The following is a 12,170-nucleotide window of genomic DNA, read 5'->3' as shown; positions in this document are numbered from 1 at the left end:
GCCGTCCGTTTTTTCCAAAAAACGGACGCACAGGCTCACCAAATACCTTCTCCCATCCGGACTGTACCGTCGGCCTTGGAATTTCACCAAGTCAGTCGCTGTCGGCCAAAGCCGTCAGCGAGTCGCGGGCTGAGACGTGCGTTCGTCATCACCGCCGGTCGGGAATTTCACCCTGCCCTGAAGGTTGGTATTCAGTTACGGGCATTATACCACAATTTCAGACGAGTCCTACACTTTTTTCGGGCGACGGCGGCGAAATCAGCAGGAAAGCCCGGAATTCTTCATCCGGGCTTTCCCCTTACGGCGTGTTGTCCGGCTGAGCATCCGGCCTTGGCACGTCCGGCTTTCCTTCCGGATTGTTGTACAGGTACTGCGGCACGTCGCCGATGACGAGCGAGTGGGTGATCGGGATTTTGGTGGTCACCGTCTTTTGGTCGGTGGCAAACGGGATGACGATCCGCAAATCCACGTCGACGTAGATGTACACCGTGACCAGCACCATGTTGATGCCCGCTTCCTTCATCTCCGTATCCAGGCGCGTCTTCACCGCCCCGATCGGCACAAAGGTGACGGGAAGTTCCGGCCCCATCTGCGCCAGGAAGCTGCTGCCCGTCGCCAATCCGAGCGGGATGTGGCGGTCCACTTTTTCGTCTTCCAATTCCTTCAACCGGTTCTGAACGCGGGAGGTGGTTTCTCCTACAATTGCTATAGGGTAATACTTTTTCGATCCTCAAGTAATTATATTCTTACCCTGTCAGCCTATCCAACTTTGCGCACAGCTCATGCTGCCACTCAACGTCACCAGTCATGCTGGCCAACAGTGACAGATTCTTGAGTTTAGCGATCTCCCAAGCACGCTGCACATTTGCCTCCAAGCAATGCGACATCTCCGTCATCTCTTCATTGGTCAGCGGCCTGCGACGGTTCAGCACCCACAATTCCGCCATACGCTGATGGACAATCCACATATGCACCATCTCCTTTCGGTTGATGGCACAATGTATGCGGTCAACGGTTAAAAATTGATTGTCCACGACATAAAATTATTCATCTATGTCCCATATGTCCTCGACCCGCAGTTCCAATACCTTGGCAATACGTATGGCATCTTCTAACAGCGGCGAAGACTTTCCGTTTACCAATCGATTAATGGCGCTCTGGCTCATACCGACGCGCTCTTGCAACCACTTTTGCTTGATGCCACGCTCCTCCAAAATCTCTTTTAACCGGCAGCGCATACAATCACCCCAGTAAGGCTTTCGTCAACGTTGGTGTCGAATCCTTTGGTGAAGGAACAGAGGTTTTGGCGAAAAGAAATCCCCCGCCGCAGCGAGGGAACGGTGAAAGAGGGTATCCTCTGTCATTATTGTCGTTCTTCCGCGATCTTAACCATCAGCTTGTCAATCTTCTTCTGCACTTCGGCCCGGAGCTTCTGCTCGTGAATCCGAAGCATTTCCGTCTGGCCACCCTGACGCCACATGACGAAGTACTCGCCACGGTCGGTCTTCTCACCCAAAATGGTGATGCCGGCGCGCCGCAGTCCCTTGGTCGCTTCCTGTTCCTTGGTGAGTGCTGCTTTGCCAAGTAGACGAAGATACGCCCCATACACGATCGGGAAGCGAGTATCTGACGATTCCATTAAGGGAATGTCGTGCTTTAGGAATTCAACAGCCTGGTGCCAGAGGAGCCAGGATAAGACTACCCTATTCATATAAACACCACCAAACAAGAACGTACGTTCGAGTTATAGAGGAATGAAAACGCCCTGCAATAAAGCAAGGCGCATGGCTCCTTGATCCTATGTACTTTTTTTCTCCGTTTTCTGTTTCAAATCATTTTCATCTATCCCATGAACCCTTTCCATCATTTGTGCGATATTCATCGTTGGCAGAATAATTGGAGCCTCGCTCCCTTTACTAGTAAGGTCAGATATTAGAGCCCTTAAGTATGGATACAGTAACGCAACAGCGTTCAACCTAGTAAATTTGATAACTTCTTTTTCTTCCAACTCCCCAACTATCTGAAAGATGCCAAGAATTTTTGCACTTACAAAAAGAGATGTGGTATCCAACTCTTCATCCCCAATGGTTATTCCTAACTCCACAGCAATCAGTGTTGGGTCATCAAGATTTCTCCTAGATGCAAAAGAGAACTTTGGGGTTAACTTTTCAGAATCATCATCATTAAAAAAAGGGTCAAATTTGTATACCGTCTCAATTACATGGTAGTCTCTTAATTGAAAAACTGCCTGTCCCATTTACCTACGCCGCCTCTAACTCCGTTGAAATAATTTTAATTGAGTATTCATCATCTTCCCAAGACAATTTTCTTGATTCAACTGGTGTTACAGTGATTCCAAGCTCAAAATGACCTGTTTCGAGGTCTTCATCCACAGTCATTTCGGGAAATAGATCTTCAATTTGGTAAAGTATTTCACCATCCTGATCTTCCACCAATATGCCATTTATTCCCTCATCAAACGTCAGTTCGAATCCAAACTCTTTCGCAAGGTCAGCCATACGTTTTCTTTCTTCGCTAGAGAATTTCATGTGTTCTCCTCGCTTTCAATAATTAACCTAAAAATCGAGGCTGCTTTCTTTTTCTGTGTACAATCTCACCGTTACGAGAAAAAACGCAATCGATTGTATCCCTTATGATTGCCTTAGAATTTCTTACACATACTTGGCGGCTATTTAATCCAAGCCCCATTGCGTTGAATAACAGAAATTTATCGTATACTGAAGGTACGGGGAAAGTTCTCTGAATTACCCAAATTGATTCCGGCAACCACGTCATTACTATGTGTCTAATTTGTGCTGGCGTTTTTTCCCGTGGCGTATTGCCTTTTAACTTAAATCCTCCACGGTATTTTCTTGTGAGTGTATTCAGCTTATTCAATCCTTCTCTTGAATCAAGGTCAAGAAAATTTTCGTCAGGGACTTCGATTTTAGCAATGAGCACATAAGGAGTTTCGTGTGTAAGACCAGGCGTTTCTTTAATTTTTGAAATTGCCCACAGCTTCGCGGATTCTAAATCATCTCTGAAAAAATAGGCTCCCTTTCCTAGCCAATGGTCATCTCTGGGGGCGCCTGGTTTAAATTCTCTCGACTTAAGTATGGCTTCAGCTGATGTTCTCGTAGTACCATGATATGCATCAAAACTTGGCATATTCTATCCCTTAACGTTTTAATTGTCTTAATTTTATAAATTTTTAGTCATGTGTGTCAAACGAACCTATTTGCCTCTTTACTTTAAATTCTTGAAAATTAATTGTCAATCCCTTACATCTCGAATTAGTGTCATTTTTATACTTTTGACCAATAAATACACCTTTTTGTTGTACATTGTACGACATTGTGGTATAATTAAGTCAGAAAGGAGGTGAGAACTTGGGATGGTTAAAGGATTGGCTTCCGCTCATCATCTTCCTGTACACGATCTATAAAGATTGGGTACACCCGAAGCTGAAAAAGCGGAAGAAAAAGCGCAAGCGGCGCCCCCGCCAAGGTAAACGCCGCAAGTAACACCGGGGAGGGAAACCTCCCCCCACCATCCTAAGTATAGCATGAAGAAAAGAAAAATAGACGTCCGAAATCTGGTTTCCACCCGTGGAGTTTTAGGGTTAGCTCTTCTAGCCACATACTCGCCCACTGATCAGTGGTGGCAAAAGGCTATCCTGGTTGTCGCGGTGACATACTTATGGGTAACAGCAGTGATGGGAAGAAGGGATTAATATGCAGGTTGAACTTGATGATCTGTTGGGGTTTGGGGAAGTGTGCGATTTAACTGGAAAGACAAAAGGTTACATTCAAACCTATATCAAACGAGGGAAATTTCCAGAACCAGTGAAGACACTCTCTTGTGGCCCTTTATGGTTGAAGCCTGACATCGATAAATGGAAGGAGGAGCTAAATGTGAGAGGAAAGCAAAGAAGTACTTCGAGGAACCCTGGAAGACCGTTGAAGTAATTACGTTTCCCCCGTCATTGTGACGGGGGATTTCCATTTGGTCGCTTAAGATTGTTGAAAAACGCAGCCACCACGTGGCAGCCGCCGCCACGCCGTTCGCAATCGCGTTGATCTGGTCGTCGGTGATAATCGAGTATCCGAAAGCCTCCAGCGCTAGCTTGGCGGCGCCCAGCAGGCCAGTGATCAGCACCACGATGTTTCCGTCTTTCTTCATGTTACGCACACCCTTTCTTCAGTTTCACGGTTTTCGTTTGCCCGCACCACTCGACAGCCAGACCGAGGATGGCGGCCAGCTCCCTAGCCGGAGCATACGACGTGCCGTTCTCGATTGTCTCCGTCACGTCTTTTCCGTTCACGCGGACCTGCTTCGTGCAAGCGCACCACTCCACTTTCCCGCCGGCTGCCTCGGCTACGGCCCGGATCGGCAACCAGGATACGCCGTCACGGAGGTATCCTTGGACCGGCAGGCGGCTACCGTTAATTTCGATGGCAACCTTAGGTTTCTGTGCCGGTTGTGGATTTTCTGTTGATGTCTTGAAAGGCACTCCGTAGTGCTCGCAGATGGCCTTTGCAATCGCGGTGGCGCACTTCTCCCGGTAGGCATCTGTTTTCAACAGCATGCACTCGTCCCGGTTGGTCATGAATCCCAGCTCGCAAAGCACACCAGGAATGCCGTATTTTGCGGTTTCTCTGGTGATATGAAGGTCAGCTCGTTTCACCCCGCGATCCCGCAGACTGGTATCAGCTACGAGGCGACGCTGGATGATCTGAGCCAGCTTCTCCGCCTGGTCGTTCGTGTATGTCTCGATCCCTTTCGCCGTGCTCCAACCTCCATTACCGGCAGCGTTGGCGTGGATCGACACAAGCAGGACGTCATATCCCTGCCGTTTCAAGTCTCGCGCTTGGTTCGTGCGCTGAATCAAAGGCATGTCCGTGTCATCGTTCACCGTCAGGCGGGCATCGAAACCGGACGTTTGGAGTTTTTTCACCAGACGGCGGGCGACATTTCGGTTGAACTCATACTCCCGCAGCGTACCGTCCGGGGAGCGCTTGCCAGGCGTCTCGGCGCCGTGGCCGGGGTCGATCAGTATGATTCGTTTTGTCATGTTACTTCGCCTCTCCTTTCTCATGTAACTGCTCCATCATCTGTTTGAAAAACGCTGGCATCGGTACGCCTAGGACGCCTAAGTTTTCAACGATACTCAGCCCCTCGCGCCCGATATAAAAATACAAGGCCAACGTGCGAAAAACCGGCGACTCATTCCCTAGCATCTGATCGCAAAGAACAGCCAAACCGATGACAACCAGAACAACGATCTTTCGGATTCCCCCCCAAAACATGACATCGCTGTTGACCTTTTTTCTTTTTACAGCACCAAGAAAACCGGTTGCGTAATCGAAAATCATGCAAAGAATGAGGAGTTTCAAGAGGGCATCCCACCCTCCAAGGAAAGCGCTGATCGCTGATCCAACAACGGCTACAGCCCCACCAAAGGCTGCTTCTTTTCCATTCGTTCCAATTGCTGCTGTGATCAAAGTGTTTTTAATGCTCAATGGTCTTCCCTCCTGGCCCCAAGGGCAAAACTAATGTCCCGCTCGGCACGGGGCGGGCTCTCAGTCTTGATGCAAAAAGGGGAGCCGCGGCTCCCCTACGTTATTTTTTTTAGCTTCTCTGAACGCGCCAAGTCGGCCGGCGTCACATGGCCCAACACGGCCGGGCAGAGGTCGATGCCGGCCGCCGCGAACATCCGGTCGACCGTCTCGGAGCAGTTCATCCGCCCGGGCGCGTCCCGGATCGGTATGCCGATCAGGAGATACAAGCCGTTTGTCAGGCTCTGCACATAGTCGTACGGCGTGGTCAGCTTCTCGTGCAGAAAACACTCCATCGCAGTCAACTGCTCTGCCGTCAGTTCCCCGCGATACCGGTAGACGTCAAAAGTGTCCGTCGGGTATGACAGGTGCCGGACAGTCAGCGGATACCGCCAGTCCGTCTCGGCTACATGCCACTGGTCCAACACGATCGCCACATGGCTGTAGGGAGACTGCGTGACAGCTTGTACAAGCCGGCCGACAAACGACCGCCCCCGAACAAAAAGGAGGTCGAAGCGTCTGAGTTCCACACGCCTCGCCTCCTACCAATTGATCGCATCGACTTCTTCTTTTGTTGTAGCTGCCTGTACTCGGGCCTTGAGATCCCAATACTTGTTGATCTGCTGCTGCTTGTGCTGACCTGCTTCAAAGACTACGTTGATAAATTGCTCCCGCGTCAGCGTAATGATGCCAGCGTCCTCCGTTTTCCATTGCACCTCCGCGATGTCTGGTTTCAGGAGCAACAGGGTGCTTTGTTGGTTAAAGTTTGCCTGCGCCTCCTCATCAAAAATGAAGAAATGACCTGTGGATGCGGAAGTAAAGCCGGCATTAATTGCTTTACTGCACTCGTTATTCAGAAACGCGAGCTTGGCCGTTTTCGCCTCATCAAGGCTCGCTCCGATCGGCGTCGGGTCCCAGATGATCGTCTCTGTCGCGGGATCGACGCGGTAGAGGTACTGCGCGAATTTGTCTGCGTCCTGGCCATACTCCAGTTGGAGGCAGCCGACAGACTCGGGAACACGTTCAGACAGCGCATTGTATGTTAGAAAGTCCTCCTCGACCGTGGTTTCCCGAACATAACCCGCTCGTTCCCCGGTGTCCACCAGTACGTTGCCAGTCAGTTTGTCGTAATAGATTTTGCGACCAATAAAGTTCATCTTATTACTCCTCCTTTATTCATAAATCCAGCATGTAGCTTGTGTGCCTGGAGTTGAGGATTGTATAAACAATTTGAATCCAGATGAATTTATATAACCGCCATTAGCTGTGTTGTTTTTGGCATTGTAAGTATCCTGGCTCCCATCTGTAATAGCTGAGATAGTTGTTAAAACTGTATCATAAGCATTGGGGAAATTTGCAAAGTAAAGCGCCCAAAAGTCACCGTTGTTTGCTCCGTTTCTGTGCTTTACTATGATCAAGGAAGGTTTAAACGTCAGACCACTTACCGTGACAGTCGAATTTCCTCCACCCCCTTCAACTGTGGCCGTTACTGTCGCCCATTTTTTTACCGGCAATGAATTGACCTTATTCGCAAGCGATTGAAGACTTTCGGTTCCGGTTGCACTTTGCCCCTTCGCCGTTAGATTTGCCGCAAGTGAATTTTTTGCGTTTTGTAATTTCGTGATAATCGTTGCCACAGCATCGCTCGCAGACGCTGGACTTCCTACGGTTGCGGCCAAGTCCGTTTTCTGATTGATGCACTCCATTTGCTGTAAGGCGGCGATAATGTCCTTTATCGTCGCTGTGCTTGGAAGTTTTGCCATGTGCTACCTCCTTTCTACTCAAATGCCCACCACAATGCGTAATCAGATTGGTATCCGGTACGATTCGGCGTAAGTGTAAACCCGTCATTATTGATTACCCACGTACCCGCCGAAGCCATAAAGATGCCTTGGGTGTTCCCCCATGAAACAGAACGGTTTTCAAGTTTGTCGGCAAAATTTGTGTCGTTGTAGGTATGATTATTGAAGACATTGAAGCCGTGAACAGGTGTACCTCCTGTACCGTGGTAATACACCAACACGAATGAAGGTCTAAAATTTAAACCAGAAACGGTTATTGCCGTGGCTGCTGATATTACGCTAATAGATCCGTTCGCCCACTTCTTCCCGATTTTTATTTGTGGAATCGCTGCCAGAATGTCCGCCCATGTGGATGCTGCGTTTAGCGGTAATGTGGAATCTTTAGCCTTAAGTTTGTTGATTATGTCTGTTTTCACAGCGCTCTGATTCGCGTCGGCTGCGTTGACAAGATCAATCAACGCTTGTTTGTCGGCGGAGTTAAGCCCCTTTCCCAGCCCATGTGCTCGCAAAACGTCCATCATGGAGCAGGCACCTCGCTTACCAAGTCACCGTCGGCGTCATATGTCAACGTGTACACCTTCGTGTAATCCACCGTCGTCCCATCCGCTTTGTAAAAAACCCGGGTATCCGTCTGGTAGTTCCCACGGGCATCCGGGTTTGAAAGAGTCGAGCGCATGTACAGCTTATCGTCCGCTGGTCTCCGGAGCTCCACAACTGTGAAGATTCCGTTTGCATCCTTTCCGCTGCGCACTACCTTGTAGTCGGTAATGTGGTCCGCAACCACGCGTCCGTACTGGTCTCTCGTCGGAATCTGATTAGGCCCGGATCCAACGGTTTTACCTCCTACGCTGGCAGCGTCACCGGTGATGCTGAAAGCCCCTTTTCCCTGCGCATCGAGCCTTGGAATCTTGTTTGCTCCATTCGCAGCCACCTCGGTTTGCTTGACAAACGCGGCACTGTCTACGACCGCGCGCCGGTCAGTCGAAGTGATGACGCTGCTGGCATCCGTAGCAAAATACCAAAGAAGGCATTTCGCTTGCGCAGTTGCTTGGTTCGTAGTAATTTTGACCACACCGTCGGAATCGAGGTAAATGTATTGGCCCTGTGTCGGGTTCAGCGTGATGCTGCCGGCCGGGACATCGAAGCGCACGCCGTTCACGTAGGCTGACCCTGATGTCCAACTTGCGATCAAACCATTTGCTGTGAAGGTCAGTCCCGAAATGACAGAACTGCCGACAACGCTCTGGGCGAGGCTTTCAACCAACTGGTGCGCCTTTTCAACGCCGTTTTCCAAGTTGTTGAGACGGTTCGCTGTAACCTTTGTCCCCTGCTGGACAACTTCGCCGGTGGTCGGGTCGATGATATGGTCGACCCAGGTATTCTTTTGATAGCTCATGATGTGCTCACCTCCACTTTCACTTCAAATTCAAAGGCGATCAGCAAGCCGCTGTCACCTTTTGTGATGCTTAGCGGTTTCGTCGCCAGGGCGTTTCCGGTGCTATCGATCAAGGATGCTGCCTGGATTTGTCCCTGGGCTTGCACGTCGTCCAAATAGATGTATTTGGTGACCTTCATTCCGTTGATGCTTGTCTTGAAAATCGGGTAGGTTTTTACCTGCCCGTCGACGTTTACCAAGGCATTTGCCACATGGCCGCTTAAATCATCCCGAAGCAACTCAAGCAGCCGGTTCTGAACGATGGCCAATGTTCTCACCTCCTATTCCGGAACCGAGTAGAACGTATTGGTCAGTGGGTAATCCACCGTGTGTGTACGTGCAGATTCGGCTACAGCCACAGCTTCACGGAAGATGCGGCCCTCCAGGTCGTCTTCGGGGTAAAAGGTACCGCAGAGCATGTAGTCAACCTCGAAAAAGCGTGCTGCAGCCGAAACCAGAATGTCTTCGCCTCTGCTGTTAACCACTGCCTTGCTGCGATTGACATGGATAGGTCGGATCCGGTCAAAATCCTTGGACAAATCAAGGAGATTGACGGGTTGTGAATCCGAGAACTCGAACACTATTTCCTTGTTCGGGAAATCCTCCGTAACTTTCTCCAGCTTCCCAACCGCCTGACCCATTGCTCTTAGAACCGGTAAGGTAAATGGCAGCCGAGCCCAATGTTTTCGTAGAATATTCTTGCGCCGTTCCTCAATGCTGCCTGACTGTTTTATCCCGAAATAGATCCAATCCCAGATGTCCAGCCCCCAGGTGGCCGACAAGGGAGACATCTGTGTCTGAACGTCCTCTCGTTGGGCCTTGAAAGTATCAATGGCGGCAGCCGCCCCCTCGAAATGGTACTCGGCCACCTTGTTTTCGTACCAGTAGGGCGGCAGCTTCCGTCTGTACCGTTCAGGAATCATGTCGTCACCACCAGATTCAGCGTCGCCACGGAGTCGGCTGGCACCGTAAGGTTTTCCGTCCCGCCGTTCAATGTGTAGTCGCGGAAGTCGTCCACGCCGTCAACGAAAAAGAGCGCTCCGATCTGCTGGTACACAATCTCGAAACGCCCCTTCAAGTAGGTTTTGAGCCGGTCCGTTATGTCCGCTGTTACCGTCTCCAAGACTGCGTCTGCCCGCAGCACCAGATGGACCGAAACAGTAACAGGGAATACGTTGGCCGGCAGCACCTGCAGGTCATGCAGCGCCCGCCGCTTATCCTCCAGCTTTTCACGGACGATCTGCGCCAGTTCGGCCGTCGCCGGCTGCCCGTTCAGGTCCGTGATGTACACGTCGATGGACAGATCATGGCGGGCTTTCTCGATCGCCTTCGCTCCGCCGACACCTTCCACATCCCGGGCCCAACGTTCGTAATCCTCGCGCCGACCGTCGCCCTCCTCTGTACGGGCGCGCTCGATCAACCGCTCCCGGTATTGGTCATCTGTCTCACCATCCAATCGTGGGATACCAAAGAACACGCCGCTTGCGTCCAGGAACTCTCCGTCCGCCCAAGGAAGAAAACGCTGCAAGAAACCGTACTCGAACAACTGCTGCTGTTCGCTGATTTCTTCAGCAAGAGGGTAGAGCAGGTCGTAAAATAGTTCCCCCTCTTCCGTCGCCGGAGGCGTCTCCCCGCGCTGGATGGCAATCTCCGCCATGCGGTTGGCGATTCGCTGATAGATTTGATCCGGCGTCTCCCGCAAAATCGGCATCTCCGGTTTCTCTAACGTGGCCATGCGTCCACCTCCGTTCTTGTACGGCCTCGAACTCCTTCGATTTCTAGGGAGAAAATGACCCGGTTGTCCTCAAATCGGATGTCCAGTACCTCAGCCCGCTCGATCTCGCTGTGAGCTTCCAGCGCTTCCTCAGCCTGTGCTTTGATCACTGGGAGGGAGAGTCCCGATCTCATCCGGCCGATGTCGGTCAGAAAGTCCACGCCGTAGTTTTCCGAGTAGATGGCGTATCGGAACCGCTTCGTGTTGAGGATTTTTTTCGCCGATTCCTCCAGGTATTCCGCGTAGGTTTGCGTGCGGACGTATCGGCCATCCGGCCCCTGCATGAGCTGCTTAGTTTGCCAGTCAAACCGGTACGTCCAGGGAATCAGGTCTTCCGGGGACTGGACCAATTGAGATTCATCTCCCTGAAGTTCAGGAAACACGTCAGATCACCTCCCCGAGAATCAGGTATTGGCCGTTTGTGCATCGTAAAAGGGCTACCTTCTTCCCTGCATCCTCTGGCTTCAAGTCGGCAGACCGCAGCGTGACAAGTTCGTCTGCCTCCAAGGGAGTCGGGTCCTGGTCCAGTTTCACGGAAAGAGGAGACAGAGAAAGGAGATCGCCAAACTCTACCTTCGTATCCGTCAGCCCCTCCCGCGCGCCGGCGAAAAATTTCTCTAAGGCTGCGTGCAAGGTTTACACCCTCCTTTCCAAGGTCAGGTCCATGGTGTATTGACCGCCTTTCCAGCGTGCGCTGCAGCTTGTGACGATCCAGTCCGTAATCGTCTTGTTGTCCTTCTCCATGATCTTGATGAGCCAGCCGGCCCGCAGCCGGGCCGCGTTGTTGTCTTCGTGTTTCACGGTGATAGAACGCGTCCGTGGAATCTTGGCCAGCTCCGCAAGCTGCCGCGATGCAAGAGAGGCGAGGTCCTTCTCCTCGCCTGCATCGATAACTTTCTGCATACGCCCGATCTGTTTGATCAGGCCGGCATTTTCTTTCGTCACGCTGCCGGCCAGCTTGTCGTCTTTGTATCGCTCCACCGTGACGACCGTGTACACTTCCTCGATCGACTCGCCCGTTGAACTGCTCTCCAGCAGGCTGGCCCGGAACATTGGGACCACGTTGTTCCCGCCTTCTGGCAGGACGGTCAGTTTGTCACGCTGCGGCTGGATGAAGTACCGCTTTCCGGTCTTCTCGTATGCCTGTTCAGTCAGGGTCGTGTAAAGAGCAGCGAAGGACTGAGAGGAGAAGCGATCTTTCACCGTAAACCCGAACGCCGGGCACGAGAAGTTGATCCCGGTGGCCCGGATGATGCGCTCCAACTCCTTGCCGGCGTCACCGTTCAGCTTGATGCGAGACGTTTCGTTCTTCTGCAGATACCATGCCAACTCGTATGCCGTGGCCGATAGATCGCCGGTCTTGTCGTCTCGATCAAACCGTACGATCGGGCCGTGGAAGAACTGTTGTGCCTCCTTCAGCTCGTAGCCGGAGAACAGCATCAAAAAGCCCGCCGACTGCAACGGCGGGGCACTCTTGACGCGGATATCGCAGTTTTGGGCGATCTGGCCCCGGGATGAGGACCAGGATAGGTCCAGGACGGCCGGTGTCAGGTCGATGCGCGTCGACTCTTTGCCGTAGATGACTTTCACGCGGTAATCAC

General features: G+C 51.5%; 21 protein-coding genes, 1 pseudogene and 1 riboswitch. Of the genes and pseudogenes, 1 reads left to right on the top strand and 21 read right to left on the bottom strand.

Going from position 1 to position 12,170, the window contains the following annotated elements:
• Positions 1-40: 40 nt before the first annotated feature.
• Positions 41-189, bottom strand: a riboswitch (FMN riboswitch).
• A 109-nt stretch (positions 190-298) separates the two neighbouring features.
• The 7 genes and pseudogenes from FOI68_RS17135 to FOI68_RS17105 form a co-directional block, all read right to left on the bottom strand.
• A pseudogene (locus FOI68_RS17135) lies at positions 299-703 on the bottom strand (sporulation protein YunB); the annotation flags it as partial.
• A 43-nt stretch (positions 704-746) separates the two neighbouring features.
• On the bottom strand, positions 747-968 hold the full coding sequence (locus tag FOI68_RS17130; protein WP_143863862.1) for a DUF7667 family protein: 222 nt from the start codon (positions 966-968) through the stop codon (positions 747-749).
• 75 nt (positions 969-1,043) lie between these two features.
• Positions 1,044-1,238, bottom strand: a complete 195-nt coding sequence (locus FOI68_RS17125; protein ID WP_143863861.1) for a helix-turn-helix transcriptional regulator — start codon at positions 1,236-1,238, stop codon at positions 1,044-1,046.
• Between the two features lie 125 nt (positions 1,239-1,363).
• The gene (locus FOI68_RS17120; protein WP_143863860.1) at positions 1,364-1,711 is read right to left on the bottom strand and encodes a YhjD family protein; all 348 of its coding nucleotides are present in this window, start codon (positions 1,709-1,711) and stop codon (positions 1,364-1,366) included.
• A gap of 87 nt (positions 1,712-1,798) precedes the next feature.
• On the bottom strand, positions 1,799-2,257 hold the full coding sequence (locus FOI68_RS17115) for a protein-export chaperone SecB (protein WP_143863859.1): 459 nt from the start codon (positions 2,255-2,257) through the stop codon (positions 1,799-1,801).
• Between the two features lie 4 nt (positions 2,258-2,261).
• Positions 2,262-2,549 (bottom strand): hypothetical protein, encoded by a 288-nt coding sequence (locus tag FOI68_RS17110; RefSeq protein WP_143863858.1) that lies wholly within the window; start codon positions 2,547-2,549, stop codon positions 2,262-2,264.
• A 22-nt stretch (positions 2,550-2,571) separates the two neighbouring features.
• The gene (locus tag FOI68_RS17105; protein ID WP_143863857.1) at positions 2,572-3,168 is read right to left on the bottom strand and encodes a hypothetical protein; all 597 of its coding nucleotides are present in this window, start codon (positions 3,166-3,168) and stop codon (positions 2,572-2,574) included.
• 221 nt (positions 3,169-3,389) lie between these two features.
• Between FOI68_RS17105 and FOI68_RS24025 the strand changes: the two genes are divergently transcribed.
• A complete protein-coding gene (locus FOI68_RS24025; protein WP_255433643.1) occupies positions 3,390-3,524 on the top strand; it encodes a hypothetical protein in 135 nt (44 codons plus the stop codon).
• Between the two features lie 295 nt (positions 3,525-3,819).
• Here FOI68_RS24025 and FOI68_RS24020 read toward each other — a convergent pair whose 3' ends face one another.
• From FOI68_RS24020 to FOI68_RS17035, 14 genes are all read right to left on the bottom strand, one after another.
• A complete protein-coding gene (locus FOI68_RS24020) occupies positions 3,820-4,182 on the bottom strand; it encodes a hypothetical protein (RefSeq protein ID WP_255433641.1) in 363 nt (120 codons plus the stop codon).
• 1 nt (position 4,183) lies between these two features.
• The gene (locus FOI68_RS17095) at positions 4,184-5,074 is read right to left on the bottom strand and encodes an N-acetylmuramoyl-L-alanine amidase (RefSeq protein ID WP_143863856.1); all 891 of its coding nucleotides are present in this window, start codon (positions 5,072-5,074) and stop codon (positions 4,184-4,186) included.
• Between the two features lies 1 nt (position 5,075).
• Entirely contained in the window at positions 5,076-5,522 is a 447-nt protein-coding gene (locus FOI68_RS17090; RefSeq protein ID WP_044898783.1) for a phage holin family protein, read from the bottom strand.
• 95 nt (positions 5,523-5,617) lie between these two features.
• On the bottom strand, positions 5,618-6,088 hold the full coding sequence (locus FOI68_RS17085; protein ID WP_143863855.1) for a C40 family peptidase: 471 nt from the start codon (positions 6,086-6,088) through the stop codon (positions 5,618-5,620).
• 12 nt (positions 6,089-6,100) lie between these two features.
• Complete coding sequence (locus FOI68_RS17080) at positions 6,101-6,715, bottom strand: DUF4376 domain-containing protein (RefSeq protein WP_143863854.1); 615 nt, start codon at positions 6,713-6,715, stop codon at positions 6,101-6,103.
• 15 nt (positions 6,716-6,730) lie between these two features.
• Positions 6,731-7,321 carry a hypothetical protein gene (locus FOI68_RS17075; RefSeq protein ID WP_143863853.1) on the bottom strand — a complete coding sequence of 197 codons (591 nt, stop codon included), beginning with the start codon at positions 7,319-7,321 and terminating at the stop codon, positions 6,731-6,733.
• Between the two features lie 14 nt (positions 7,322-7,335).
• On the bottom strand, positions 7,336-7,881 hold the full coding sequence (locus FOI68_RS17070) for a hypothetical protein (RefSeq protein WP_143863852.1): 546 nt from the start codon (positions 7,879-7,881) through the stop codon (positions 7,336-7,338).
• The gene (locus FOI68_RS17065; protein WP_143863851.1) at positions 7,878-8,756 is read right to left on the bottom strand and encodes a hypothetical protein; all 879 of its coding nucleotides are present in this window, start codon (positions 8,754-8,756) and stop codon (positions 7,878-7,880) included. The genes FOI68_RS17070 and FOI68_RS17065 overlap by 4 nt, the downstream gene beginning before the upstream one ends.
• Positions 8,753-9,073 (bottom strand): hypothetical protein, encoded by a 321-nt coding sequence (locus FOI68_RS17060; protein ID WP_255433639.1) that lies wholly within the window; start codon positions 9,071-9,073, stop codon positions 8,753-8,755. The genes FOI68_RS17065 and FOI68_RS17060 overlap by 4 nt, the downstream gene beginning before the upstream one ends.
• A gap of 3 nt (positions 9,074-9,076) precedes the next feature.
• Positions 9,077-9,718, bottom strand: a complete 642-nt coding sequence (locus FOI68_RS17055) for a putative phage tail protein (RefSeq protein ID WP_143863849.1) — start codon at positions 9,716-9,718, stop codon at positions 9,077-9,079.
• Positions 9,715-10,530 carry a baseplate J/gp47 family protein gene (locus FOI68_RS17050; RefSeq protein ID WP_143863848.1) on the bottom strand — a complete coding sequence of 272 codons (816 nt, stop codon included), beginning with the start codon at positions 10,528-10,530 and terminating at the stop codon, positions 9,715-9,717. The genes FOI68_RS17055 and FOI68_RS17050 overlap by 4 nt, the downstream gene beginning before the upstream one ends.
• A complete protein-coding gene (locus tag FOI68_RS17045; protein WP_143863847.1) occupies positions 10,518-10,952 on the bottom strand; it encodes a DUF2634 domain-containing protein in 435 nt (144 codons plus the stop codon). The genes FOI68_RS17050 and FOI68_RS17045 overlap by 13 nt, the downstream gene beginning before the upstream one ends.
• A 1-nt stretch (position 10,953) precedes the next feature.
• A complete protein-coding gene (locus FOI68_RS17040; protein WP_143863846.1) occupies positions 10,954-11,202 on the bottom strand; it encodes a hypothetical protein in 249 nt (82 codons plus the stop codon).
• Between the two features lie 3 nt (positions 11,203-11,205).
• Positions 11,206-12,159, bottom strand: a complete 954-nt coding sequence (locus FOI68_RS17035) for an XkdQ/YqbQ family protein (RefSeq protein ID WP_143863845.1) — start codon at positions 12,157-12,159, stop codon at positions 11,206-11,208.
• Positions 12,160-12,170: the final 11 nt, after the last annotated feature.

Origin of the sequence: Brevibacillus sp. LEMMJ03 (genome assembly GCF_007197875.1) — a bacterium.
Classification (GTDB): Bacteria; Bacillota; Bacilli; order Brevibacillales; family Brevibacillaceae; genus Brevibacillus; species Brevibacillus thermoruber.
This window is presented reverse-complemented; position numbering and strand designations above follow the sequence as displayed.